This is a genomic window from Prochlorococcus sp. MIT 1201, assembly GCF_047303415.1.
Taxonomy (GTDB): Bacteria; Cyanobacteriota; Cyanobacteriia; order PCC-6307; family Cyanobiaceae; genus Prochlorococcus; species Prochlorococcus marinus_D.
In genome coordinates this window covers 454,234-479,569 of the sequence record NZ_CP138947.1, presented here as the reverse complement: position 1 = coordinate 479,569, position 25,336 = coordinate 454,234, and the positions used below count along the sequence as shown (strand labels likewise).

The 25,336-nt window shown below is 45.5% G+C and carries 22 protein-coding genes; 13 read left to right on the top strand and 9 right to left on the bottom strand.

Features of this window, described 5'->3' with window-relative positions; all coding sequences use genetic code 11:
• Window positions 1-85 precede the first annotated feature (85 nt).
• Together SIB41_RS02285 and SIB41_RS02280 are read left to right on the top strand one after the other, a co-directional pair.
• On the top strand, window positions 86-1,405 hold the full coding sequence (locus SIB41_RS02285; RefSeq protein ID WP_413360128.1) for an adenylosuccinate synthase: 1,320 nt from the start codon (window positions 86-88) through the stop codon (window positions 1,403-1,405).
• Window positions 1,406-1,469: 64 nt separating this feature from the next.
• The gene (locus SIB41_RS02280) at window positions 1,470-2,477 is read left to right on the top strand and encodes an adenosine kinase (RefSeq protein WP_155728099.1); all 1,008 of its coding nucleotides are present in this window, start codon (window positions 1,470-1,472) and stop codon (window positions 2,475-2,477) included.
• A gap of 13 nt (window positions 2,478-2,490) precedes the next feature.
• Here SIB41_RS02280 and cutA read toward each other — a convergent pair whose 3' ends face one another.
• Together cutA and SIB41_RS02270 are read right to left on the bottom strand one after the other, a co-directional pair.
• Window positions 2,491-2,832 carry a divalent-cation tolerance protein CutA gene (cutA, locus tag SIB41_RS02275; protein WP_413360126.1) on the bottom strand — a complete coding sequence of 114 codons (342 nt, stop codon included), beginning with the start codon at window positions 2,830-2,832 and terminating at the stop codon, window positions 2,491-2,493.
• A 20-nt stretch (window positions 2,833-2,852) separates the two neighbouring features.
• Window positions 2,853-3,674 carry a precorrin-6A/cobalt-precorrin-6A reductase gene (locus SIB41_RS02270; RefSeq protein ID WP_413361330.1) on the bottom strand — a complete coding sequence of 274 codons (822 nt, stop codon included), beginning with the start codon at window positions 3,672-3,674 and terminating at the stop codon, window positions 2,853-2,855.
• Between the two features lie 29 nt (window positions 3,675-3,703).
• On the opposite strand from SIB41_RS02270, the gene SIB41_RS02265 reads away from it, so the two are divergent.
• A complete protein-coding gene (locus tag SIB41_RS02265; protein ID WP_063415590.1) occupies window positions 3,704-4,186 on the top strand; it encodes a single-stranded DNA-binding protein in 483 nt (160 codons plus the stop codon).
• 9 nt (window positions 4,187-4,195) lie between these two features.
• Here the strand turns inward: SIB41_RS02265 and SIB41_RS02260 are convergent, their stop codons facing one another.
• Window positions 4,196-4,396 carry a hypothetical protein gene (locus SIB41_RS02260; RefSeq protein ID WP_063415592.1) on the bottom strand — a complete coding sequence of 67 codons (201 nt, stop codon included), beginning with the start codon at window positions 4,394-4,396 and terminating at the stop codon, window positions 4,196-4,198.
• 52 nt (window positions 4,397-4,448) lie between these two features.
• On the opposite strand from SIB41_RS02260, the gene SIB41_RS02255 reads away from it, so the two are divergent.
• From SIB41_RS02255 to SIB41_RS02240, 4 genes are read left to right on the top strand one after another with little or no spacing between them, the layout of a single operon-like run.
• Complete coding sequence (locus SIB41_RS02255; protein ID WP_063415594.1) at window positions 4,449-5,021, top strand: DUF2854 domain-containing protein; 573 nt, start codon at window positions 4,449-4,451, stop codon at window positions 5,019-5,021.
• Window positions 5,008-5,934, top strand: coding sequence for an acetylglutamate kinase (argB, locus tag SIB41_RS02250; RefSeq protein WP_063415596.1), 927 nt, complete (start codon window positions 5,008-5,010; stop codon window positions 5,932-5,934). Before SIB41_RS02255 ends, argB begins: the two co-directional genes overlap by 14 nt.
• 3 nt (window positions 5,935-5,937) lie before the next feature.
• On the top strand, window positions 5,938-6,429 hold the full coding sequence (locus SIB41_RS02245) for a hypothetical protein (RefSeq protein WP_011130638.1): 492 nt from the start codon (window positions 5,938-5,940) through the stop codon (window positions 6,427-6,429).
• Window positions 6,430-6,448: 19 nt separating this feature from the next.
• A complete protein-coding gene (locus tag SIB41_RS02240; RefSeq protein ID WP_236072640.1) occupies window positions 6,449-6,694 on the top strand; it encodes a hypothetical protein in 246 nt (81 codons plus the stop codon).
• Window positions 6,695-6,708: 14 nt separating this feature from the next.
• On the opposite strand, the gene priA is transcribed toward SIB41_RS02240, so the two are convergent.
• Window positions 6,709-8,985: a primosomal protein N' gene (priA, locus tag SIB41_RS02235; RefSeq protein ID WP_413361328.1), complete on the bottom strand. Its 2,277-nt coding sequence runs from the start codon at window positions 8,983-8,985 to the stop codon at window positions 6,709-6,711.
• A 416-nt stretch (window positions 8,986-9,401) separates the two neighbouring features.
• On the opposite strand from priA, the gene rpoD reads away from it, so the two are divergent.
• Entirely contained in the window at window positions 9,402-10,736 is a 1,335-nt protein-coding gene (gene rpoD, locus SIB41_RS02230) for an RNA polymerase sigma factor RpoD (RefSeq protein ID WP_413360122.1), read from the top strand.
• A gap of 559 nt (window positions 10,737-11,295) precedes the next feature.
• Window positions 11,296-12,249: a hydroxymethylbilane synthase gene (gene hemC / locus SIB41_RS02225; RefSeq protein WP_063419793.1), complete on the top strand. Its 954-nt coding sequence runs from the start codon at window positions 11,296-11,298 to the stop codon at window positions 12,247-12,249.
• Between the two features lie 101 nt (window positions 12,250-12,350).
• On the opposite strand, the gene SIB41_RS02220 is transcribed toward hemC, so the two are convergent.
• Window positions 12,351-12,824, bottom strand: a complete 474-nt coding sequence (locus SIB41_RS02220; RefSeq protein ID WP_413360120.1) for a L,D-transpeptidase — start codon at window positions 12,822-12,824, stop codon at window positions 12,351-12,353.
• A 173-nt stretch (window positions 12,825-12,997) separates the two neighbouring features.
• Window positions 12,998-13,597 (bottom strand): inorganic diphosphatase, encoded by a 600-nt coding sequence (locus SIB41_RS02215; RefSeq protein WP_063415604.1) that lies wholly within the window; start codon window positions 13,595-13,597, stop codon window positions 12,998-13,000.
• Between the two features lie 696 nt (window positions 13,598-14,293).
• Here SIB41_RS02215 and SIB41_RS02210 point away from each other — a divergent pair.
• The 4 genes from SIB41_RS02210 (at window position 14,294) to SIB41_RS02195 (ending at window position 19,813) form a co-directional block, all read left to right on the top strand.
• The gene (locus SIB41_RS02210) at window positions 14,294-14,566 is read left to right on the top strand and encodes a Nif11-like leader peptide family natural product precursor (RefSeq protein WP_413360118.1); all 273 of its coding nucleotides are present in this window, start codon (window positions 14,294-14,296) and stop codon (window positions 14,564-14,566) included.
• Window positions 14,567-14,676: 110 nt separating this feature from the next.
• Window positions 14,677-17,109, top strand: a complete 2,433-nt coding sequence (locus SIB41_RS02205) for a YcaO-like family protein (protein WP_413360116.1) — start codon at window positions 14,677-14,679, stop codon at window positions 17,107-17,109.
• Window positions 17,110-18,468, top strand: a complete 1,359-nt coding sequence (locus tag SIB41_RS02200; RefSeq protein WP_413360114.1) for a nitroreductase family protein — start codon at window positions 17,110-17,112, stop codon at window positions 18,466-18,468.
• Window positions 18,446-19,813: a hypothetical protein gene (locus SIB41_RS02195; protein ID WP_413360112.1), complete on the top strand. Its 1,368-nt coding sequence runs from the start codon at window positions 18,446-18,448 to the stop codon at window positions 19,811-19,813. The genes SIB41_RS02200 and SIB41_RS02195 overlap by 23 nt, the downstream gene beginning before the upstream one ends.
• Window positions 19,814-19,818: 5 nt before the next feature.
• On the opposite strand, the gene SIB41_RS02190 is transcribed toward SIB41_RS02195, so the two are convergent.
• The 3 genes from SIB41_RS02190 to SIB41_RS02180 are packed head-to-tail and all read right to left on the bottom strand — an operon-like array spanning window position 19,819 to window position 25,333.
• Window positions 19,819-21,939, bottom strand: coding sequence for an ABC transporter transmembrane domain-containing protein (locus tag SIB41_RS02190; protein WP_413360109.1), 2,121 nt, complete (start codon window positions 21,937-21,939; stop codon window positions 19,819-19,821).
• Window positions 21,936-24,095 (bottom strand): cysteine peptidase family C39 domain-containing protein, encoded by a 2,160-nt coding sequence (locus SIB41_RS02185; RefSeq protein ID WP_413360106.1) that lies wholly within the window; start codon window positions 24,093-24,095, stop codon window positions 21,936-21,938. The genes SIB41_RS02190 and SIB41_RS02185 overlap by 4 nt, the downstream gene beginning before the upstream one ends.
• Before the next feature lie 35 nt (window positions 24,096-24,130).
• Entirely contained in the window at window positions 24,131-25,333 is a 1,203-nt protein-coding gene (locus SIB41_RS02180) for an HlyD family efflux transporter periplasmic adaptor subunit (protein WP_413360104.1), read from the bottom strand.
• Window positions 25,334-25,336 lie beyond the last annotated feature (3 nt).

The following is a 25,336-nucleotide window of genomic DNA, read 5'->3' as shown; positions in this document are numbered from 1 at the left end:
CAACTGCTAGGTAATCACTGTTTGACTTAAGGCAGGGATATCTGGGAAGATCCCCGTTTGTGAATAACGGCGGCTTCGGGCCGCAGTGTCCTTGGCCAATGTTGTCGTCATCGGTGCGCAGTGGGGTGACGAAGGAAAAGGCAAGATCACCGATCTCCTAAGCCGTTCAGCTGATGTTGTCGTCCGCTATCAAGGTGGCGTCAATGCCGGCCACACAATCGTTGTGGATGACCAGGTGCTCAAACTGCACCTCATTCCCTCAGGAATCCTTTACCAAGAAACAATCTGCCTCATCGGCTCTGGCACAGTCATCGATCCCAAAGTGATGCTCAAGGAGCTAGACATGCTGCTTGAGAACAGCATTGATATCTCAGGTCTTCAACTGGCGTCGACTGCCCACGTAACGATGCCGTATCACCGCCTCTTGGATGAGGCGATGGAGCAACAACGTGGCGATCACCGTATCGGCACTACTGGACGGGGCATCGGTCCCACCTATGCCGATAAATCCCAACGCAACGGCATTCGCGTACTTGATCTTTTAGATAGCCAACGACTACGAGAACGACTGCGTGGCCCTCTACAAGAAAAGAATCGTCTACTCGAACAAATTTATGGAGTAGCACCACTTGACTCAGAGCAGGTGATCGAGGAATACCTCGGCTATGGCCAAAGGCTTGCTCCACACGTTGTCGACTGTATTCAAACTATTCATCAAGCTGCCCGCAGCCGCAAAAACATTCTTTTTGAAGGAGCTCAAGGGACCCTTTTAGACCTTGATCACGGCACCTATCCATATGTCACCTCCTCCAATCCAATCTCAGGCGGTGCATGCATCGGAGCTGGAGTCGGACCCACGCTGATCGATCGAGTGATCGGTGTTGCCAAGGCTTACACCACCCGTGTAGGAGAAGGTCCTTTTCCTACAGAACTGGAAGGAAGCATCAATGAACAGCTCTGTGACCGGGGAGGTGAATTCGGCACCACCACAGGCCGCCGCAGACGCTGCGGCTGGTTCGATGGAGTCATTGGTCGTTACGCAGTAGCAGTGAATGGCCTGGATTGCCTGGCGATTACCAAACTCGATGTGCTTGATGAGCTCGACGAAATCCGAGTGTGCGTGGCCTACGAACTCAATGGTGAACGAATTGAACACTTCCCTAGCAGCGCAGAAGACTTTGCCAGCTGTCATCCAATCTTCGAGACCCTGCCAGGCTGGCAATGCTCCACTGCAGACTGCCGCCGTCTTGAAGACCTACCAACCACAGCGATGGACTATCTGCGCTTCCTCGCCGACCTGATGGAAGTGCCGATTGCCATCGTCTCCCTAGGTGCCAACCGTGATCAAACAATCGTTGTAGAAGATCCGATCCACGGTCCCAAACGGGCTCTCCTAAGCGCCTAAACCCTTCCTCAAAACAGTTGGTGGACGGGGATCGATACTTCTGAGGTTTCCCATGCATCCCTCCATGGCTATCCCCAGGTTCAGTGATCGTCCTCTCGATGTGGTTGGAATAGGCAATGCCATCGTGGACGTGCTGGTGCAGGCAGACGATGCCTTCCTTGATGCGCACAGTCTGAGTAAAGGCAATATGGCCTTGGTGGATGAAGCCCAAGCAGAAGCGCTTTACTCCATCAGTGGACCAGGTCTAGAGACTTCAGGTGGATCCGCCGCCAACACCCTGGTAGGTCTGGCGCAGCTCGGCGGGAAGGCAGGCTTCATCGGTCGTGTCAAAAATGATCAACTAGGCAGCATTTTTAGCCACGACATCCGTTCAGTAGGCGCTCGATTCGAGACTCCACCAGCAAGTGATGGTCCTTCTACGGCTCGCTGTCTGATCCTGGTCACCCCTGATGCGCAACGCACCATGTGTACCTATCTAGGAGCTTCGGTACAGCTGGACCCTGAAGATTTAGACCTGTCAATGGTTCGCCAAGCCAAGGTGCTCTACCTCGAGGGGTATCTATGGGACAGTCCGGCAGCCAAAAAAGCCTTCATCGCTGCCGCACAAGTCTGTCGTGACTCAGGAGGCCAAGTAGCCCTCTCTCTTTCCGATGGCTTCTGCGTTGATCGGCATCGCGACAGCTTTCTCGAGCTGGTTGATAGCCACGTTGATCTGCTGTTTGCTAACGACAGCGAAATCACCTCTCTTTACAAGAGTGTCAGCTTCGAGGCTGCATTGGAAGAAGTGAAAGGCCGCTGCAAGGTGGCAGCCCTCACCCGCAGCGAGCACGGATCTGTCGTGCTCGCTGGTGATCAACGCTGGGATATTCCTGCCTACAAACTTGGCAACGTGGTTGACACCACAGGTGCAGGTGATCTCTACGCCGGTGGCTTCCTACACGGTTACACCCAGGGAACCCCTTTGGAAACCTGTGGACAAATTGGATCCATCTGCGCCGGCCAGGTGATCACTCAACTCGGTCCTCGCTCACAGGTGTCGCTTCCGGAATTAGTAGCGAAGCATCTGAACTAATTAAAGGGCTGTTTCACCCTTCAACAGGTTCCACAGCTGCTGCTACCCAAGCAGCGTAAGGATCACTTGCAGTGGCTGACCAGTAAATCCACTCTGGGGTCTCATAGCTGTGTAACTCTTTAATCGTCTGATGCAGTGCATCCAGCTGATCCTGACTGGTCTTGATCAGCAATTGCACTTCCTGCGCTCGTTCCAGCTTCCCCTGCCAACAGTAGTGGGATTGAATCTGCTGCAAACTCACGCAGGCCGCCAACCTGCGAGCCAAGAGCTCATTGGCCAATCCCTCGGCCAGATTTGCGTTTGCCTCTGTGGTCAACACCAAAACCAGTGTCGATGAGGATCTTCGATCAACCATGAAGACCTTTGCGAAGAACGTCAGCAAAGTGGAGCTACTGGATTGGTTGAAAGCCGATTGAGCAGGCTCTCAACGCTACCGATGGCTTCTACTGCAACGCAGGGTTGTGGCCGGGAGATCAACCAAAGGCCAAGCCCCTGCTGCCGACAGATCTTGTGCCAGAGCTGCTCCGTCCCCCCCCCCGACTGCCTGCAAACCACTGCTGTAATCGACCAGCGCCGGCACAAGGCTGACTCCAGTTCGCCATGAGATTGCCCCTGCAGCGGACGCACCACAGCCAGATGGTGCTCGGGCAAGCCACTCGCCAAAGCATGTCGAAGACTTTCCGGCGAAGGAAGCACACGGGCAAACACTTGAGCTCCAGCCTGACGAGCTGCCCTGACAGCCTGGCCAAGATGCCTTGCCCCAAGAGCCATCAACAATCGACTTCCTTGCAATGTTTGCCTTGCCAAATCAGCCGAGCTCGCGATCAGGGATGCTTCTCCACAACCCTCCATGGGACGCTCAAAGCGCAACAAAGGCTGAGCGAATTCCTGACAGGCACGCTGCAGATCCGTACTGATCTTGACTGCAAAGGGATGGGTCGCATCCACCACCCAATCAAAACCTTGATGGCGATGACAAGCCTGATCAAGCACCCCGAGTATCCCTTCCACTCCGTCGAGGGGGCCCGTCCAAAGATCTTCCAAGGACAGACCTGCGTAGGCCCCTGCGGCGCTAGCACTGACGACACTGACACTGACTCGCCATCCCTGAGCCACCAAAGCGGCCACCAAAACAGGTCCTTCACCAGTCCCAGATAGCAACCAGACATGCGGCTGGTCATTCCTGCAAGCTTGCATCAAAATGACTCTCACTCCAAGGGAAGGACATGAACCACTGCGTACTTGAAGTGGAAGTGATCCAGGCACCAACCATTCGTTATACCCAAGACAACCAAACACCGATCGCCGAAATGGAGGTGCGCTTCGATGCACTTCGTGTCGACACTGCCCCTGGTCAACTCAAAGTGGTGGGATGGGGCAACCTTGCCCAGGATCTACAAAACCGCGTCCAAGTTGGACAAAGGCTTGTGATTGAAGGTCGACTACGAATGAACACAGTTCCCCGTCAAGATGGCACCAAGGAAAAGCGCGCCGAATTCACACTCGCGCGTCTTCATTCCCTCTCCGGCCAAGCTGGTCAAACTGCTAGTAGCCCAGAACGATCTACTAGCAATACAACCAACCAGACCTCACGACCTATACCGATAGCCGAGACGCCAACACCCAAACCGGTAACAACTGCAGAATCAGAAGCTGCCAGCTGGAATAGTGCCCCACTGGTGCCAGACACCGATGACATTCCCTTCTGAACGCATTCATTACCCGAAGCTGTTCTCGTCTTCAAGGCCCTCGGCAGCTCGAGTCAACAGCTGGCCCAATTCCCTCTCCAGAGCAGCCAAGTCAAGGCGCAACTCAACCCAACGACCACGATCAATCTGCTCCAGCAACCAAGCTCGATCAGCATCCAACTGAGTGATCAACTCAGATAAGTCGCTATCAAAGGGATGAGCTGAAGCCATTTCAACGGATCCTTACCCTCAGCCTGGAGGCTAAAGCGTCAGAATAAACGCCATGAATGATCTGTTCTCTCCAGGCAGCCTCGTCACCGTGGCAGGTGGTGTACTTGCAGTTGTTGGTGCGGTGGCCTACACAAATGGCGATGCCAACCTAAGCCTCCCAACCATCTTCTATGGAGTGCCCATCCTCATAGGAGGACTAGCACTAAAATCCTCTGAACTTCCCCCTGCTAAACGCGTCACTCCAGCCGCAGTTCTGCGTCAAGCCAGGGAGAAGGGAGCACCGGAACTGGGCAAACTCGTCTGGGATGTAACCCGCTGGCGTTATGGACAGAAAGCCCATCTTGAGACGTCCTTAGAAGCGCTCAAACTCTGGGATAAAGACAACCCCCCTCAGCTCCAAGAAATTGAAGAACTAGAAACTGCAGCAGGGTACGGCGTACGGTTGAGATTCAAGCTGGGTGCTGTGCCACTCGATCTCTGGCAGGAACGCCAGGAACGATTGGGCCGCTTCTTTGCCAAAGGCCTGCACGCCGAACTGAAATCTCCAAGCGCGGGGGTCCTGGATCTCATCCTGCTGCCAATCAACAAGGATGATGAACTAGCAGGTCAAGATGGAGTCAGCTAAATCTGCTGCAGCGCTGGTTGAGCCCTGCCAAACCAACTCCGCGAGAAGGCTTACAGAGGATGACTCCCTCAGGGTTTCTGTGCTTAGCGAAGCCCTCCCTTACATCCAACGTTTTAGCGGACGGCGCATTGTTATCAAATACGGCGGAGCCGCCATGGCCCACGCCAATTTGCAGGAAGCGGTTTTTCGCGACCTTGCCCTACTCGTCAGCGTGGGCGTACAGCCCGTTGTGGTTCATGGCGGCGGACCAGAGATCAATCAATGGCTGGAAAGGCTTGAGATTCCAGCCCAATTCCGCGACGGCCTTCGCGTTACCGATGCAGACACCATGGACGTGGTGGAAATGGTCTTAGTTGGACGCGTTAACAAGCAAATCGTTAATGGCCTCAACCAACTGGGGGCCAAGGCTGTTGGCCTTAGTGGAAGTGACGGGAGTCTGGTTGAAGCCCGACCCTGGGGCGACGGCAGCCATGGCTTCGTCGGAGATGTAGCCCGAGTCAACACCGATGTACTTGAACCAATTCTCGCAAAGGGTTATGTACCAGTGATCTCAAGCGTGGCCGCCACTGTTGAGGGCTACTCACACAACATCAATGCAGACACGGTCGCAGGTGAGATCGCCGCCGCTCTTGAAGCAGAGAAACTAATCCTACTAACCGACACCCCAGGCATCTTGCTAGATCGGGATGATCCAAGTTCCCTTGTTCATCAGTTGCGTCTCTCTGAAGCACGCCAGCTCATCACTGAAGGGGTGGTGGCTGGCGGCATGACCCCAAAAACCGAATGCTGCATCAGAGCTTTAGCTCAAGGGGTCGGCGCTGCCCATATCATCGATGGACGTGTTCCACACGCCCTGCTTCTCGAGGTATTCACCGACGCCGGCATCGGCACCATGGTGGTTGGTCGCAGCTGAGCGATGCACGCGAATCTGGCCGAGGCTGAAGCCGCCCTCGCCCGCGGAGACTATGGCCAAAGCCTTGCTCTATTAGAGCCTTTGGCAGCAAGCCATCCACTGCCCCATGCGGAGGGGGCCAGGATCAGAATGTTGATGGTTACTGCTTGGATGGGGCAAGGTGACGAGCGCAAGGCCCTCGCAACCTGTCGTCTTCTCACCCGCTGCAAAGACCTCGAACTTCGCCAGAACGCAAAACAGCTACTGATCGTGTTGGAAGCACCAAGCTTGCAACGGCCTGCCAACTGGTCGATACGCTTGCCGAACTTAAACATGACAGCCACAACGGCTGCACGCCCTGTCTCAGCCCGTCGACCTTCACTGCGGCCAGCGCCGCCGCCACCGCCAGCCACCGGACCAACAAAAGCCCCCAATCTGGGCTTCTTAATCTTGGTCTTGCTCGTTCTCATCGGGTTAACCATGCTGCTCAGTGGCTTGGCCATACCACCGAGATGAGCCTATTAAGGCCAAACGAGTGAACCCAGTAACCAGCCAAAGACTCACCAACAACCCTGACGGGGATCTGAGTTGGCCTCTACAGCAAGGCGACCCTCAGCAGCTAGACCTTGATCGCAAACGCTCCAGCCGACTCGAGGTTGGCAACCCTTGGGTCATGGAGCTGTTGAAGACCAGCCTGATCCTGCAAAACGTTCAGCTCAGACTCGGCTTCGGCGTGCTCAAAATGCCCCTCGAACGGACCTCCAACAACATCAACCATTGAAGATGATGGCCTAATCAAAGCTGAATTGGATCTGGGTCCACCGCTAAGGAAACCCCACGGGGCAATCCATTCCAAAGAGTCGATCCTGATGGCAGCGGCAAACGACTCTCCTCCGGACCATGCAATAGCAGTTGCCAACGACTTCGACCAGCGACCCGTGCAATCGGAGCTGGCGCTGGTCCTACAAGACACCAACCCTGAGCCTCACAAAGGGGTTTGATCTGTTCAGCGAGGACCGCAGCAGCTGTTGCTGTCACGGCAGCTGAATCACCTGACAAACGCAACAAGCAGGCCCGGCTATAAGGCACCAAACCAGCCTCATGACGAAGACAGGCCTCTTCTTTCAGAAACTCTCCATAGCGACCATCCACCAAATGGTGAATCACAGGATGATCAGGGCAATAGGTCTGAACGAGCACATGACCTGGCCGCTCGCCACGTCCTGCACGACCAGCCAATTGCATCAAGAGTTGCAAGCTCTGCTCTCCAGCTTGTAAATCAGGGCGATGCAGCAAACCATCTGCTGCCAACACCGCCGCAAGAGTGACCCGAGGCAAATCCATACCCTTGGCCAACATCTGGGTGCCAACCAGCACATCTGCCTCCCCTGCTGCAAATTGCTCCAGTAAACGGCGATGCCCATCACGCCCAGCGGTGCTGTCACGATCGAAACGCAACAACCTCAGACCCTGAAGCTCCTCAACGAGATGCTCCATCACGCGCTGCGTGCCTGCACCGAAGGGTTTGAAAGCCTTCGATCCACATTTATGGCAACTGGACTCAACCTCAGCGCGATAGTCACACCAATGGCAACGCAACCACTGGTGCCCTTGACGACTGCGATGCACCGTAAGCGCCACATCGCAGTTAGGACACTGCACGACCTCTCCACAGCTACGACAACTCAAAAAGCTGCTGTAGCCGCGTCGTGGCACCAACACCACCGCCTGTTCACCGGCCTCAGGCAATGCCGAAAGACGTTCCATCAATGGACGGCTGATCAAGCGACGATGGCCATCGGCCAATTCCTGTCGCATATCAACCACATGCACAGGCGGTAAGGGCTGATCGAAAATGCGACGGGTCAGTCGAGCCAAGACAAGCTGGCCTTGAGGAGCGAGGTTCTTCCAGCTGACAAGCGAAGGCGTAGCGCTTCCCAGCACCACCCTGGCGCCAGTTCGCCTGGCCCTATCCATGGCCATATCACGGGCGTGGTAGCAAGGCATGGGTGACTCCTGCTTGTAAGAACTGTCGTGTTCCTCATCAAGCACGATCAAACCCAATGGTGCCAATGGCAAAAAGACTGCTGAACGAGTACCAACCACCACCAATGGAGTGGCAGCAGTAAGCCCCTGCCGCCAGGTGCTCACCCGTTCACGATCGGAACAGCCACTGTGATATTCCAGAACCTTGGTTCCGAAACGGCGACGGAAACGATCGACCAACTGAGGGATCAAACCAATCTCCGGCGTGAGAATCAAGCAATGACGACCGGCTTGCAGTTCTCTTGCCGCAAGCTGCAAGTAAACCTCTGTCTTGCCCGAGCCTGTCACCCCCCAAAGCAGCATCCCAGTGCCAAGAAGCTGGGATTGGAAAGCCTCCACAACCTCCTGCTGTTCAACAGTCAGAGACTGAGGCACCTCCAAATCCTGATCACAAGCATCTGAGCAGGAAAGCCCGTTGGAGGCATCAGTAGGTTGACGCTTTTCCCTACGAATGAGACCTCGCTTGATGAGGCCATTGACAAGACCAGAGCCGAAGCCAGCAGCCTGAAGATCCCTCTGCCATGCACCACCACCCCCTGCAGCCAAGGCCGCCTGCAAATCAGCCTGACGCTGAGGAAGATTCTGGGGATTGATCGCAGAAGATTCGAGTTGAATCCACCAGAGTCGACGGGGCTCCGTCTGATGAGACTGCCGCTGACCGAGCCAACCAGGCGGCAAAGCTGCTTTAAGCATGCGAAATGAACTGATATGGCAATGAACAGCCATCGCTTCAATCCAGCCAAACCAGAGAGGATCTACCGCCGCAGACTGCACAAGAGCCTCGATGGCCTCTAAGTGACGCGGCGGTGCTTCACTCCCAGAGTCCTGGCCACGATCAACAGGAGACGAGATCCGCCGATCCATCACGAGGCCGTGCATCCTTCGTCCCCGCAGGCGAACGACCACGAGATCCCCTAAATCCACCCCTAACCGTCTGCTGTCCACATAGGTGAAACACCGCCCTTCACGACCTGCCTCCACCCATACGTCCACCTCTGCGCAGCGTTCGGAAGGGCAGTGGGCCAGTTCAGCCGGATCAAGACTTGCAGGCGTCACAAGTTTTTTTTAGAATGTGAATGTTGGACAGTCCAAAGGCTGTCGTCGGAACCAAGCAGAGTTCCGTCCAGTGGGAAGACACGAAATTCGAGCCTCTATAGGGAACCCTCTATAAAAGTTCGGTCGGTCTGAGAAAGCCCCTGACAGCCCTGCTTTGGTCCACAAAAACATTCCCTGTTCCTTTCGCTCCAAATCAGAGCATCCCAAGTCTCAACCTGGATCACAGGATCGTCAGGCTACTTCTAGCTCAGATGATCACTTGTTTATGAGGTTCTGATCTGATGCTTTGAGCCGTCGGTGCTGCAGTGGCCACTTTTGCATGGTTTTGCATAAGCCTGGGTTCTGCTCCCTCATTCCCACTTTCCTCTGTAATTCCCTCACCTGCCATGAGTCCTGCAGCCACCCAAGCAGCAGCTGCAAAGGCCAAGCCAAAAGCCTCTGCAAAGACTGCCAAACCCCAAGTGGCCAAAAGCACGGTTAAAGCCAAAGCCAAGAAAGTCAAGGCAACAACACCTAAGGCAAAGACTGCTGCCAAGCCGGTTAGCTCTGCTGCTAAAGCGTCCAGCCCCAAAGCAAAAAAAGCAAAAGCCACCCCTACCCCTACTGTCAGCAAAAACCTTGATTTAACGGCTGACCAACTTCTTGCTACAGCAGCGGCAAGCGCCCCTAAGGCCAGCGCTGAAACTGAAAGCAGCCAAGCTGCTGCTAAAGCAACCAGCGAAGCAGACGCGAAGGCCAGAGCTCTAGCCAATATCAAGATCGGTCCTAAAGGCGTCTACACCGAAGATTCCATCCGGGTTTATCTCCAGGAGATCGGCCGTATCCGCCTGTTGCGTCCAGACGAGGAGATTGAACTAGCCCGCAAAATTGCTGACCTCCTGCATCTAGAGGAACTGGCAGAGCAGTTCAATAGTGATCACGGTCACTACCCCAACAACAAGGAATGGGCTGCCCTTGTTGAAATGCCCAACATCAAATTCCGCCGTCGCCTAATGCTGGGGCGCCGAGCCAAGGAAAAGATGGTGCAATCCAACCTGCGGCTGGTGGTTTCGATCGCCAAAAAATACATGAATCGAGGCCTGTCCTTCCAGGATCTAATCCAAGAAGGCAGCCTGGGATTAATTCGTGCTGCCGAAAAATTCGACCACGAGAAAGGGTACAAATTCTCCACCTATGCCACCTGGTGGATCCGTCAAGCCATCACCCGAGCAATTGCGGATCAGAGCCGCACAATCCGTCTTCCTGTTCACCTCTACGAAACAATCTCACGCATCAAAAAAACAACCAAAGTGCTGAGCCAGGAATTTGGCCGTAAACCAACAGAAGAGGAAATTGCCGAAAGCATGGAGATGACAATCGAAAAACTTCGATTCATCGCAAAAAGTGCTCAACTACCCATCTCCCTCGAGACTCCGATTGGCAAAGAGGAAGACTCCAGACTTGGTGATTTCATCGAATCTGATACTGAGAATCCTGAACAAGATGTCGCCAAAACTCTCTTGCGAGAAGATCTAGAAGGTGTTCTCGCAACCCTCAGCCCCCGCGAACGTGATGTTCTGCGTCTGCGCTATGGCCTTGACGATGGCCGCATGAAAACCCTCGAGGAAATTGGACAAATCTTTGAGGTCACACGAGAGCGCATCCGTCAGATTGAAGCAAAAGCCCTGCGCAAACTTCGCCACCCGAACCGCAATGGTGTCTTAAAGGAATACATCAAGTAATCAATTTAAAAGTCAATCAAAAAAGGGGGCTTAAGCCCCCTTTTTCAATGCAGGCGACCAAGACCTTTCAGCCACTGATATCTTTAATTCCTAATACCAGTAGAGCAGCGAAGATATTTAGGTTAAGGCCACGAAAAAAGCAACAAGTCTCAATCCGATCAAAGGCACTAAAAATACTTTAACCACTATGACCATTCATGTTAGGCATAGAACACCTCCATCTTTCTGATAGAAATCAAAATCTGGCCATCAAGTTAGCGCCTCCACGTTAAATTCAATAAAGTCACTCACCAGGAACGACTTTATTTTTTCAGCATGCAATCCGGAGACAAGCTAAAGATATTTCTTATCACTTTTTCAATAGCTGGGAAGTGATATTTGCTTTCCAAGCAGAAGCTCTTACATCTCTTGCTGGTCTTGGGAAAGGAAATGAACAAGTCCTATTGATTGAGCAGACAACCGAAAAACCTCCCTTCCCTCAGAGCATTAACGGATTATCAGCCCATCGCGAAGATCGTGGGGTCGACTGCTTAATCTGGAGGGCTGGAGTTCTGAACACATGGTCCTCACCCAACTGCGCATCGCCTCCCGCCGAAGCCAGCTGGCCATGGTGCAAACCAATTGGGTGCAAGCGGAACTGGAGAAAGCACACCCTGGCCTTTCCATCTCCGTGGAAGCGATGGCAACCCAGGGAGACAAAATCCTCGATGTCGCCCTTGCCAAGATCGGCGACAAGGGCCTGTTCACCAAAGAGCTTGAAGCTCAGATGCTGATCGGCCGTGCCGATATCGCTGTTCATTCCCTCAAAGATCTACCCACCAATCTTCCCGAAGGGCTCATGCTTGGGTGCGTGACTGAGCGAGAAGACCCAGCCGACGCTCTGGTAGTGAATCAAAAGAATGCCGATCATCAACTCAGCACCCTGCCTGAAGGGGCAATCGTTGGCACAAGCTCGCTACGGCGTCTCGCCCAATTGCGGCATCACTACCCCCATCTGGTGTTTAAGGATGTGCGCGGCAATGTGATCACCCGCCTTGAAAAGCTGGATGCCGGCAACTATGACTGCCTGATCCTTGCAGCAGCAGGTCTGACAAGGCTTGGCTTTGGAGATCGCATTCATCAGTTGATTCCCAGCGAGATCTCCCTTCATGCCGTTGGCCAGGGAGCCCTAGGCATTGAATGCGTGGAGGGACACCCCGAAGTCCTCGAGGTCATCAAGGCACTGGAACACAAACCAACAGCACAGCGCTGCCTTGCTGAGCGGGCCTTACTGAGAGAACTAGAAGGGGGCTGCCAGGTCCCCATCGGAGTCAATAGCCGCATCGAAGCCAATGAATTACTGCTCACGGGCATGGTTGCCAGCTTGGATGGCAAGCGGTTGATACGTGATCAGCAGCGCGGCCCACTTGATCACTGTGAAACCATCGGCAAGGAACTCGCTGAAACCCTGAAATCTCAAGGTGCTGGAGAGATCCTTGCGGAGATCTTCGCTGCTGTCAGGCCAGAAACCTGAACTCCTCTCAATCTCTATTGAGCCAGCTAGCTAGATCAATCAACCACTCATAAGTCTATTGGCTGCGCTGAAAAGGATCAGCGCAGGATTTCCACAGCTGTTCACACCTCGACGACGTCAAACAACTGACGTACATGCGCATGCTTCATGCGCACACAACCATTGGTGACTGCACCTTTTGCATTGACCCAGTAGGGCCATGGGGTGCCATGAATGCCGAATTTGCTCTGACCACTTTGCAGAAAGCCAATCCAGCGATCGCCAAACGGGCTAGCAACCCCAATCGCAGGATTCAATCGCCCAGATTTGGTGCTCTGATATTGCGGATTGGTCACTTTGTTCTCCACCTTAAAGACACTAGTAGGAGTAGGCGTACGAGGATCACCAATAGCAACCGGCCAGGGGCCAAGCTTCTCTCCATCGCGGATCACACTGATTACACGACGACCAAGCAGCGAGACAACTTTCGTACTGATCTCAGGCGATACAGACACTTCAGAGTTATCCGCTGGGGCTTCAGGCGATGCAGACGCTTCAGTGTTATCCGCTGAGATCTCAGCAGATGCTTGAACCATGCCTGGCAAAGCAACAGCTCACGCCAAGATCAATGAAACAGGCAACAGCGAAAACGGACGACACAACAGGCTTGACACGGGCCAGCAAAGACTGATCAGTCTCAAGATAAACAGCGAGCAACAAAACCGTTCAGGCAATGTCCATTCGCTGCCAACGACCATTACCGCAAGGATCAATCAACCAATTTTGGATCAATCTCAGCGAGATAACGGGCTTCGCAGGCCTTGATAATCTCGACAGCCTTTTGCACCCCTAAGAAGCCGTTCACCCTGCAGGTACCAGGCTTTTTAAGGTCCTTGTAGTGCTCCCAGTAGTACTGGGTCTCCTTCAGCCATTGCTCTCCGAGCTGTTCAAAGCTGGTGATGTGGTCCATGCGCTTGTCATCAGCCAGCACAGCAATCACTTTGTCGTCGACTTCACCACCATCATCAAAGGTCATGATGCCAATGATCCTTGCCTCAACAATCGAGCCAGGCACCAGCGGCTCTGTGACACTGACGATTTCGATGTCGAGTGGATCACCGTCTTCGTCCCATGTACGAGGAATACAACCGTAGGCAAAGGGATAGGCCAGGGAGGAGTAGCCGACACGATCAAGCTTGAGGTGGCCTGTTTCCGTGATCAGCTCATATTTGTTGATCGTGTTGGAGTTGAGCTCCACGATCGTGTTGAGCCGCAATTCCGATTCATCGGCAAAGGCAGGCAACACATGCAAGAGGTTGGGAGTGCTGCGGCTTGGAGCCTGATCGATGTTGAGCTTTAAGACTGTAATGGGGGAGATATTAAATGGTGAGATGACAAAAAAATGGGTCTTTTACAGAGTTGCTAGGTCTCAAGGAAGGAAAACTTATCAACAGTTAATTAAAACAAAAGGTATGGCGATACATTAAGGAACACAGGAAATCAAAACTGACTCAAAGGAAGGCATAGAAACATCTAATAGCAAGATTATCCAATACTTTTAGTATCTTAGAAAATAAGAGGAGTCAAATAGAAAAGAATAAACCAATAGCAATTGTTTATACTTCAAAGATAACCCTCAGAGACAGATGACTCAAGAACAGACAAGAATCTAAGACAAACTTTTAATTTGAATAACATGCAAAAGTTAAAACAAGACAAAAAGGGGAGAAGGTTAGAAAAGGCAACTAGGCATAGATGCCCCCGTACCAAAAACAAACCAAAAGATAAAGGCATAGACTAGCGAAACAAGCCAACCCCAATGGGAACTTCGAGAGCGGAAGAGATGGCAGTGTATAAGTTTTTCTTATCAAATCGAGAGCAAAGACTTCAGAAATAAGATTGCATCGTGCAATAAGATAGAAAAAGAAAACAAAAACAAGATCGAAAGAAATACATAATTAAACATGCGAACAGACGCGTAAACATAAAAACAAAGAAAACATTAAAGGAGAAGGAGGGCTGGTCTGAGCGGTTAATGTATAATTAAATTATTCTGTTAAAAATCATGCCTAACTCAACCGATCATCCATCGACTTATACTGTCAAAACTGTTGCAGACTTCATAGGTCACCCAGCTGATTCGGGAACAGACTGGGACGCTATTCACGATAAATTGAACAATGCAAAGAGCGCAAAAGAATGTTCAGAGATTGCTACCAGTTACGGATTTAACTTTACGGAAAGCCAATTCCAAGACTATTTTGAAGAAAACCTGACGCCAGAGCAACTCGAAACTAGCGGCGGTGGAAGCTGCTGCTGCTCCTGCTCATCCTGCTGAACAGGTTAGGCCAAAGCAAGAAAGCCTCATTAGCTTAGAAAGTATACTCGTCTATTTGGAACAACAGGCATGAGTGAAAACTTCTAGCATTAAATACAATTAATTTTACAATGATGGATGAAAATCGTTGTCTTGTCAAGGGCACACAAGCCTTTTTGCTTGAGGAAGATGTACTCTATCTAATCAATAAAGAAAAAGAATATATCTTTAACGACAATCATGCTAAATTTATAGCTGAATTACTAACATCATCAAACGATATTGAAGATTTAGAAAATACAAAATGGTTTAGACACAAGCCACAAGCCTACATCCTGAAGGATTGGCTTGTCAGCAATAATTTGTTAGTTACCCAAGAAGAAGAAGTGACGGATGAGCAAAAAAGTTGGTTTGTTAATTTAACAAACAACAGTTTCGAGGCAGAACCTATTCAAGCAATCAGCAAAAATAAATCAAACAACTATAAAACAAGTCAAGTTAAAATATTTGGTTATGGAGGGTATCAACACGCGGGGCGGATTAAAATTGCTAATTATATCAAGAACAGACTGGAAGAAGATATTGGAAGAAAATACATAGCATTCCTGGGGTCAAAGCATGAATCTATCAATCTGATTGTGCACGCAAATCGTGTAGATATGCAATCGTACAAAACAGATGCTAACATTGATGAAAGAGGAATCATTGTTCCAATAATATACAGTGCAAGCAAAATTGAAATAGGCCCAATCTACACATCAAAGCAAAAGAAGTATGTAGAGATACTCAATGAACGAGTCAAAATGAGAGCAGGAGCTGCTCATGTGCTCGGAAATCAGCTGCCTTTTGTTCCCCCAAGTTGTCTTATGCCAAGAGAAGAGACGTGGAATGCAATACTCGAAGCCTTGAACCACATCATTGAAGAAAGAATAGTAAATATAGAATGCCTGGAAGCAAGCCAAGATTTAGTATGGTCAATTGACAGGGAAATAATCGAAAGTCCTACAATTAACTTCAAGACACATCAACATATACAAGAGAAGAGAATACATATAATCAAGGAGGAAGTGAGTGAGCAGCTGTTAAGGAGGGAGGAAGTCGTTAAAATTAAAACTTTTCAAAAAATAAGAAAAGAACTCAGTCAGTACGATTATGAGATTACAAAAGTGCCGACAATCAATACTCTGACTAGAGGTAAAAAGAAGGACTGTAATATAATTGATGGAGGGAGACGGATTAAATCAACTGCAAAGACGCGAGAGCAGATTAAACCATTTGTAGACGATGTAACAGGTATCCTAGAAAAATTACAATTAACATCAATAAACAAATTAATTTATACTTACGATGGCTCAAAAGTATTTGGTAGGAAAACTAGAGCAATGAAACAAACTGGTAACACTTCGCGTGCTACAGGATTTCCAGTCAGCGCATCAGGGAAGGGGAGAACAGCCTACCAATCTCAAGTCAGCTGTATTGCGGAAGCATTGGAACGGTATTCAGCAAATTATTCAATCTTAAAGGTGCCTGAAAGAAAACTTAGTTATATTGAAAATAAAAATTGTTGTATCCACCCAAACAAAATAATGCAATATAGTGAAAGTCAATATAGAAATAGAGATGAAATTAATGCAAGTAGCATCGGTTTGATTCATACAGTCCCTAAGGTTTTTAATGAAAATGATCCAATATTATGGACACCATTGATTAACTTAATCCGGCCTACAGAAAGTAAGTTTTTCCCAACATCAATACTCGGATTCAACTACCAAAAAAATATGCAGCCTGGTACAACAATTTGCTGTAGCAATGGTCTATCTTCAGGAAATACAATCGCGGAGGCTTTGATACAAGGAATATACGAAGTGATTGAACGCGATAGTTGCGCTATTTGGTGGTATAATAAACTTACATTAAAAGCAGCAAGAGAGCCAAAAATACTTGAGGACTATTTGGGGAATATAAAAGTAGAGATGAAAAAGCTAGAGAGAACTTTTCAATTGCTTTGGCTCCCTACAGACTTTCCTGTAGCCGTAGTAGCAAGTATAAGTCATAGAATGAATGGGAAAAATATATGCTTAGGGCTTGGATGTCATGCAAATTACGCAATTGCCGTCTCAAGAGCCGTCACTGAAATGTATCAAATGCTATGCAGAGAAATGAGTAATATCGACAGAAAAGTAGACCCTGATGGTAATGGTGGAATTGATCGTATTGTACAGCAATGGTTAATAAAAGAAAACGTTAATGAGCACCAGTACCTAAAAGCAAGCAAGACAGAGTTTGTAGAAGAGGAAAGCATGGAAACACATAACTTTAGTTTTATCGAAGATGAGTTACATTGGATTCTTAAAGAAATAGATAATAAAGGGCTGGAAATATATGGGGCTAACTATACATCGAGTAGTATAGGCTTTCCAGTAGCGAAAGTGTTCATTCCAGGAATGCGTCATTTTTGGCCTCGTTATGGGCCAGGAAGATTATACGATGTTCCTGTCAAATTAGGGTATCTAAAAAAGCCAAAAAGCGAAAGCGAGTTAAATCAAACTGGATTTTTCTTCTAGATGTACAGCATCTGCATTTCTCCTAAACCAGATACATCGATTAGTTGCAGTAAGGAGAGAGTATTCGTATCAAAAAAAGGTACAAATAAAAACAAGATGGCAATAAAAATAGGGGGCGCAGAGGAAGTGGCTAGAGTAAAAGAAATCCTAACCAAGGATACGCAGATTAGCATTTACAAAGACTTAAGATCAAATTTAGGATTATTGGCAAGATCAAACTATATAAAAATCGTCAATTATATGTTCGCATCCTCAATGCTTGATGTAAAGCTAATCGGCGAAGGTGGAAGTTGCTATTGTAAAATAGAAGAAAATTCTTATGCAGCAAAAATACTAACATTGAGACCAGAAAAATTAAATTTATCAATAGATCTCATGAGCATGAATTGCCGCAATGATAAATGGCAGCTTGAGAATAGTCTCAGCAAGATCATAGTCAAATGGAAAAAAAGCGAGGCAACAATAACTGGATACATAACAGAAGTAATGGAAGGTTTGGACAAATGGGAGGACGAATGGAAGAACGAAGTGTATAATCTATTGGTGTTAAATATGGAAAGCGAAATTAATAATGAATTGGTGAATTCGATGTGGGCAAGACATGATATAAGTTTCAATAAAATGACAAGGGATCATGATGACTTAACTGACAGAACAGGCAGTTATCGATTTGGAAGAAAAAATGAATGGTTAAGTCGATTAGATCGTAATAATGCCCTGGAGCCACTTCAGTATCATATTCAAAGAGGGTTGCCTCCATATTCGCAGCGCATACCAAAATCAAAGTGCGCAGAAATAGATACAAAAGAACTACTAGAATTATTTAATAGGGCTTTCGCTAATCTTAAAGCGAAAAATACAAATGATTGCGGGAATAGTGAAAAGTATAATTTTGATATATTACATAGGCCTTATCCCAGTGCAGGCGGAATATACGAGCAAAAGTTTTATCTACTAAAAACAGAGAGTAAAAATTCGGAAAAATCGGCAAGGGTTATGAACTACAATTGTTCATACCGTAATTTCGTTAGTCAGGAAGGGAATGAAAAACTGCAGCAATTAATTGAAAGTTATCTAAAACGTTGTTGGGTCTCAAGCGAGGCGCCAGCATATATATTGTTAATTACAGGTATTTATCCAGCATTAAGTTATAAATATAATAATATTGCATATAGGCTAATGTTGCTTAATGCAGGTTGCGCTCTATCAAGTTTTTATGAAGCATGTCGTTCGCTGAACATTGGTTGTTGCCCAGGAGGTACAGGCCCTACAAAGGCAATCACAAAATTACTAGGAGTGGATGAACATATTGAAACACCGGTACTAGAGGTAGGTTTTGGAAAGCATACGCCAGGCTAATCAGGATCTAATTAAATACTGGATGGAATATGAAGGTATAGGCTGCCTTGAGATCCTGAGTATCGCAAATTCTATTGATCAACTAAAGAATAACGAAAATCATCCTTGTCGTAGTTGCTTGGAAGAAATAGGTAAGAAAATTAAACTTCGCTTTGGTCAAACAAATGAAAAACTTAGAAGCCATTGGGAACAAGTTTTAAAGGATGGCGACACCGAGAGTATAGACAACTTCAAAATTCTAAGAAAGAGTTTGATGCACTACTGGGACATCCTCAAGGAAATGAAGTGGGATATAACTAGCGCTCATTCATTTACTAAAGAACAGATTTCTAGAGACAAAAAATATAAAATGACATCTATCTCTGACGATAAGTTTGAGAAGGTACTACTGGGCTGCATAGAAGAAGGCTACTTAAGTACAGTAGTTGAATATCTACTGGCCGAATATAAGTTCGGCTTAATAGATACAGACTCTGCCAGTGAAGTATTAGAAGAGCTGATTACGGTCCTAACGAATGCACAAGAATATTCTCTATGTTTGGATCTAATAAAGTACATTGGAGCCAAACATTTGTCAATGAAAAGCAAGAGTTTAATCAATTACATGAAAGCTATTACAACAAAAGATAGATTCCAATGCTTTATGTTAATGAACAATCTAAATTTATATTCTAAAAAGAAATGCCTGCCCGAAGAGTATGAAGAGAAATACTTCCTAATTGAAAACCAGTCAGCATTTTGCTGTGCAATGACAGGACAGATTGAAATGGCTATAAAACATGAGATTAATATAATACTAAACACAGAGAAGATATTTTATCAGCATATTGGAAGTTTGAATATGGCACGTCTTCTAATTCACAGAAAGCGCATTGATGCAATAATCCCTATTATTAGAGGATTGAGAATCGTTCAGGATTGCAAGCATTATCAAGGCTACGAAATGATATATACGGCATATTTAAAAAAATGGTTGATGTTATTAAATTTGGCGGATTCAGCAAATAAGATTAAAATGAGAAGAAAAGAGTTCGAAGGTAATAGATTATTTAAAAGTGATTACTATGGTTCAAGTTGGAGGGTTGCACAAGCTCAGGGGAATTTCGAGGATTACTCGAATTATTTGGTCAACAAGGTATGGAAAAACCATAAAGATAAAAATGAAGGTCGATCATTACTTGCTCAACATATAGTGAGTTATTGCGCCTCGCTTCAACCTTTTATTTCAAAACCGATACGCTATAGAATAAATTACTTCGAGACCATTGAACTGCTGTGTCATGATCTAAGTATCAAAGCAATTGATCTTGATGGAAATAAAATAGGTATTGAAATAACAGGTTAATGGATTTAGTCAATTTGAATTATATTCGTAAATTGACTATTATAAGTGTCAGACTGTGTGGTAATAATTATAATTGCATCTATGCCAAGGTATTCTCTTATATTCCTGATAAGGCTTGAATCTGAACTTAAAAGCGAATCGTCAGCAAAAAACACCTGAGGCTTTGATAGCAATGCTCTTGTTATCAAAAGCATCTCTCGAAATGCAGATGGAAAATTAAATCCACCATAGGCCAAAGGAGTATTAAGCCCCAAAGGATATTTTTTAAACTCTTCTAAAAAATCTAATGCTTCCATTGTTTGCAGAACATTATTTTCAGTGAATTGACTGCCATTAAGCAAATAATCTTTCAAAAAACCTGGAAGAATTTCTCTAGATTGAGGTACTACGCCAAATTTCCTGCGGAGATCAAATAAATCAATACTTCGTATGTCAATATTATTTATTTCGACTGAGCCTGAAGATGAATAATCAAAACCGAGTAAAAGGTTTAGTAACGTTGTTTTACCTGATGCGAGGCCACCTTGAATTTTTACGGTAGCCCCTTTCTCTATCAAAAGGGAATAATTATCGAACAGTGGTCTTGTTTGTGAAGGATATGAAAACGTAACATTACTAAAACGAAGTGAGCATATATTTTCTAAAAGTGGAAATTCGTTATCTAGTCTTTCACTATCAAAAGAGAAGATTGGATCAGTGCGTAGCCAGAGTGCATTTAAAGTACTGGCATTTTTAGAAATAGAGCGTGCCAATTTGTACAAAGAGGCTACATATGTAATGTATAAACTAATATAAGCTACAAATTTACCAATATTTAGATCTGTGAGTCCTGCTTTATTTGTAGAAGTCGCTAGGTGATAGCCAAATACAAATAGTGCAAAAAGACCAAATGTTTTTAAGATGACATCAATTAGATCAGCGTACTGACCATACATCTCAGCCCTAAAACTTGATTTGATTTGTCGAAAAATAAGTCTTCCAAACTGATTGCTGAGAAGTTTTTCTCTTTTCTCTGCTTTGATCTGAGTATATAGTTTTAAGGAGTTAAAGATATAGCCAATATTTAGCCCCTTCGACCTTAGTTCACCGATCTTAGAACCTGCCTCGAGAAATCCAAAGAAACATGTAAATATAATATATAACAGGGTAATTATTGCTATAAGTATTGTTAGTTTCCAGCTAAAGATTATCATTACAAGAAGAGTAGTAACTATGATAGATCCATGGACTAATGTATCTATAAATGATCCAGATAGTATGGAGCGTATCTGTGTGATTGCTTGTGCTCTTGCCATTAAGTCACCACTACGATAGCTCTGGAAGAAACTAATAGGCATCTCAAACAAACGTCTAAACGTTGTTACTTGCAAACGAACATCAATAACAGCATCAGCAAAAATAAAAGCATAGATCGAAGCAAATTGCGCAATAACAAAGCCAGCCGTTATCGCAACAAACAATGCCGAAAGTGGCAATAATTGATTAGTCAAACCTTGAGGGATAACAGTATTAATTAATGTTGAAAGAATAATGGGATAGAATATTCCAAAGACTGATGCGGTGACAAGGCTAAGTGATAGGACCAAAAAAATAGGGCCTAAGTGTTTAGCAGAGTATTTTATTAAGTCAAAAAAGGATTGCTTATTATTTAGGTCTGTATAGGTAATATTTAAGACATCTCTTTTGAAATCATATTCATTTAAATTGGGGACTTTAATGTTAGTGGATTTAGTTGAATCAAAAACAAATAGATTGATTCCATTAGGCTTAGTTAGAACATAAGGTAGATTAGTTTTAGAATCAAAGACAATAAGCAGTTGACTGTTAATCAAAGTTGAATCGTCAGGGTTAAAGTACTCATGTTTGACAATACATTCGTGATCTCTAAGGTATTTAGATAGAAGATGGTGCCCTTCTGCATGTGATTCAAGTTCAGGAACATCAATCTCAGAATATTTTAAGGGTATGCCAAAATAGAAAAACACAAAACTAACAACAAGCTCAAATTCGTTAAGGAAGGCAGGGTTTATACTCTTTGTTAGAAGATCTTGACCCATTAATTGTCTGTATTTTCTTTGAATCGGAATTTCTTCGTTCCTATAGATATCGTGGATAGTTTGAGTCATAATTCAGATGCCTCCAATGGTGACATTGTGATAGTTTGGTAGCTATCAATAAATGACAAGGAGTGTGCTATAATTACTACAATTGAGCCTCTTCTTGAAAGGCAATCAATCACTCTTTGACAGAATTTAGAGTCTAAGCTATCAAAAGCATAATCAAAAATAACTAGATTTGGATTTAAAGCTACAGTTCTAGTAATCTCAATCATTTTCAGAAGTCTGGAGCTTATATTACTACTTGTAGCATTTAATTGATATGAAAGCTTTCCAGGAATGCTATCAATAAGCTCCGTAATGCCTAATTCACTGGCAACATCAGTGAAAGTCTCAAGATTATGTAATTGACCAAAATAGGTGATTGAATCAGAAATTGGTCCCGGAAAAAATGAGGAGGATTCATTAACATAAGAGCTCATAATACCAGGAGAACTTAAAGATAAGTTATTGGTCTGACCAGATTTATCTTTGACTTGAAAGACAGCATTACCTGTATTAAATTTAAGGTTGCCCAAAAGAATATTAGAGAATGTTGTCTTTCCGGAACCATGTGGTCCCTTAAATAAATATACTCCTCCTGGATCGAATTTGAGTTGCTGATTAAAGCCAAGGTTGAACTTGATTGGATCGATATAATAGAATTGACTGCCTTTCTCTATTATTATTGAGAAAGAGGCATTGTCGATCTTATCTATTTGCCTTCGTTCAACTTGCTCAAAAATAATTTGATTTGCATTATACTCTGCAAGCTGTGAGGTATCTGGTTTAACCTTAGATCGATCTAGATAAACATCTGCTAACCTAGCAACATCGCCATAGGATGTACCAAGGTTTCTAATATAGGAAACGCTTTTTGTAAGAGCAGGGTCAATAACTTGTTGTAGTAACATACTTATTGTTACGAGACCACTCAATTGCATCTCTCCTTTAATAACAAGATGACTTCCAAGTCCAATCAATATGAGTTTCATTATGTTACTTAAAACGTCTGCCAAGGCATCTACTGATTGGGACAATATTGTTACTTCTTGCTTAATAGAAGACTGCTTATTAAAGTTTTCTAGAAATTGGTCGAGTACACCTACTTGCAAACTCATTGATTTGACGGTGTCAATAGAGTCAATAGCTGACAATGTTGATGAAAAGGCATAGCCACCAGTAACTGCAACTCTTTTTGATTTTTCAATCAAAATAGGCGCTGCTAATAAAATATAAATAAAATAAAAGATTATTGAGAGCAGGATTGCAATAAATATTGTTGGGTTGATTAATGATATTGCTATGAGATAAATGAACACACTGATGATTGAAGACATGCCTTCAACAAACTGTCCTGTTGTGAGCAGTACTGTATTTGTAAGTTGACCAAGCCTGGATGCCACCTCTCCAGGTTGTCGTTGGTCAAAAAAGTCAATTGGTTTTTCAAGAAGCGAATTAAAAAATTTTTCAATTGAAACTTTGAGTAGTTTAAGCCTTATTCTTCGCTGCAAATAGAATTGATAAAATTTGATTGCAGTCATCAAAAGTGCCATCAAAAGTAGTAAAGAAACAGATGGCCTAAACCAATTTAGCCAGCCATCTTGTAATACGTTTTGAACAAATATACCAGTAATAAAAGCAATCACTAGATTAGGGATTGCAACCATTGATGCAAAAAACGTTATAAAGATAAGATGTCGAATAACCGGTTTCCATGTCTCAAACATATTGATGTCTTCCTGAAATCTATTTCCACTTCGATAAAAGCCTGGGCCAGGCTTACCCAGTAAAGCTATATGAGAATAAGAAATCGAAAAAGTCTCGTTGGGCTCGAATCTTCTTCCTGAAGCCGGATCATTAATAAAGAAGCCATTCTCATTGTAACCCTCTAATACTATCCAATGGCTATAATTCCATAATACAATGCAAGGCATCAAGGAAGGATCCTTTAGCCTTTCTAATCGATATCCCTTGCCTTGAAGTTTAACATTAAATTCTTCAGCTACACTTATAATTTTGCTTGCAGAGGAGCCATCTCGTGTTACAGAGCATTTATCAGTTAGAACTCCTAAAGGAACAAATTTTTTATAATAACCAAGTAACATTGATAAGGCAGCCGGCCCACATTCTGATTCCATTATTTGCGTAACAGAGGGGCATTCTTGGTAAACCCTTTTTTTCATCCGAAATGTGACTATAGATTTGATATTACTCATGATTATTGATTAGAGGGGTTATCTTGCAATCCAACAAATTTTCTTATAAAGGGCATTACATATGTAATGGGTGAACGCTCTTCATAGTAGACAGTTGCTTTACCAAGAAGATTCAAAAAAATAATCGTTCTGCCATCTGGACCTTTTCCAGAAGACCATTTGTAACCTGTTGGCGTACTTGGATCTCGTGCAAGTTGTAACTCCATATAAAAGAGTTTTTGATCGTCGCTTAATTTGTCTGCAATCTGTTTGCTACCGATTAAATTTGTGAGGAACTCAGGGGTAATGGGAGTACGCTGAATTTTAACAACCTTAGCAACAATTCCTCCAAACCTATTTCGTTCAACATTGTCTGGTGTGAAAATTGCATGATTCCCCTCAGCCAATTTATCAATATCGCCAGACTTAGCAGTTGCTACAACAATATTATTCTTATTAAGCGACCTCTTGTTCTTGATGATCGTGGCCAATGCAACGTCATTGGAAGGGTAATCTCCGGTTTGATAGTTGATATTAATAATTTGGCCCGAGATAGGGCTGTTAATATAATATTTTTCTTTTAGTTCAGATTTTAATTGAAAAACGTTTGCCTCTTTTTCAATGATTTGGATATCTAGAGTTCTTCTTAGCTCTCTAAGGCTGGTTATTTGCTGCAGATAAGCTTGACGCGTATCAAGAAAATTCTTCTTAGTCGAGCCATAACTAACTGCAGTAATCAATCTTTGTTGAAAGAGATCCTCTGCTTCATCAGCCAGAGGTTTATATACACTCTGTAGAGATGCTTCAGTGATTTTGGCTTGCTGGATTCTAGTATCCACTAGTTTTTGGAGATCGTTATCAGCTCTTTGCAGTTTTTCAAGTTCTTTCTCAGCTGCTTTAATTTTTTTCTGCTGAGTTTCATCTTCAAGGATAGCAATGGTTTGACCCTTGTGAATTTGCTGGCCAGGTTTTACCTCTATAGAACCAATACGTTCAGTGCTGGGTGAAAAAACTTGTCTAAGACCTCCTGGATAAGTTACGACACCTACTGCAGATACAGATTGCCGAACTGTGCCTATTAATGCCCAAGTAAGAGCACCACTGAAGCCAACAAGAACAGCCACAATTCCTAGCCAAGCATATGGCTGAACGATTTTTAGAGGGTAAAATTCTTGTTCAAACCTCTGCACTTTATCTTGAGTGTTTTCATCGTTACTATCAGTCATTGA

Excerpts from the sequence above, each read along its gene's own strand:
- SIB41_RS02190 (WP_413360109.1), bottom strand. The coding sequence starts at position 21,939 with ATGACTCAAACTATCCACGATATCTATAGGAACGAAGAAATTCCGATT.
- SIB41_RS02260 (WP_063415592.1), bottom strand. The coding sequence starts at position 4,396 with ATGGCTTCAGCTCATCCCTTTGATAGCGACTTATCTGAGTTGATCACT.
- SIB41_RS02265 (WP_063415590.1), top strand. The coding sequence starts at position 3,704 with ATGAACCACTGCGTACTTGAAGTGGAAGTGATCCAGGCACCAACCATT.
- SIB41_RS02210 (WP_413360118.1), top strand. The coding sequence starts at position 14,294 with ATGCCTAACTCAACCGATCATCCATCGACTTATACTGTCAAAACTGTT.
- SIB41_RS02270 (WP_413361330.1), bottom strand. The coding sequence starts at position 3,674 with ATGCAAGCTTGCAGGAATGACCAGCCGCATGTCTGGTTGCTATCTGGG.
- argB (WP_063415596.1), top strand. The coding sequence starts at position 5,008 with ATGGAGTCAGCTAAATCTGCTGCAGCGCTGGTTGAGCCCTGCCAAACC.
- SIB41_RS02245 (WP_011130638.1), top strand. The coding sequence starts at position 5,938 with ATGCACGCGAATCTGGCCGAGGCTGAAGCCGCCCTCGCCCGCGGAGAC.
- cutA (WP_413360126.1), bottom strand. The coding sequence starts at position 2,832 with ATGGTTGATCGAAGATCCTCATCGACACTGGTTTTGGTGTTGACCACA.
- SIB41_RS02220 (WP_413360120.1), bottom strand. The coding sequence starts at position 12,824 with ATGGTTCAAGCATCTGCTGAGATCTCAGCGGATAACACTGAAGCGTCT.
- rpoD (WP_413360122.1), top strand. The coding sequence starts at position 9,402 with ATGAGTCCTGCAGCCACCCAAGCAGCAGCTGCAAAGGCCAAGCCAAAA.
- SIB41_RS02255 (WP_063415594.1), top strand. The coding sequence starts at position 4,449 with ATGAATGATCTGTTCTCTCCAGGCAGCCTCGTCACCGTGGCAGGTGGT.
- SIB41_RS02185 (WP_413360106.1), bottom strand. The coding sequence starts at position 24,095 with ATGAAAAAAAGGGTTTACCAAGAATGCCCCTCTGTTACGCAAATAATG.
- SIB41_RS02180 (WP_413360104.1), bottom strand. The coding sequence starts at position 25,333 with ATGACTGATAGTAACGATGAAAACACTCAAGATAAAGTGCAGAGGTTT.
- SIB41_RS02280 (WP_155728099.1), top strand. The coding sequence starts at position 1,470 with ATGGCTATCCCCAGGTTCAGTGATCGTCCTCTCGATGTGGTTGGAATA.
- SIB41_RS02200 (WP_413360114.1), top strand. The coding sequence starts at position 17,110 with ATGTACAGCATCTGCATTTCTCCTAAACCAGATACATCGATTAGTTGC.
- SIB41_RS02205 (WP_413360116.1), top strand. The coding sequence starts at position 14,677 with ATGATGGATGAAAATCGTTGTCTTGTCAAGGGCACACAAGCCTTTTTG.
- hemC (WP_063419793.1), top strand. The coding sequence starts at position 11,296 with ATGGTCCTCACCCAACTGCGCATCGCCTCCCGCCGAAGCCAGCTGGCC.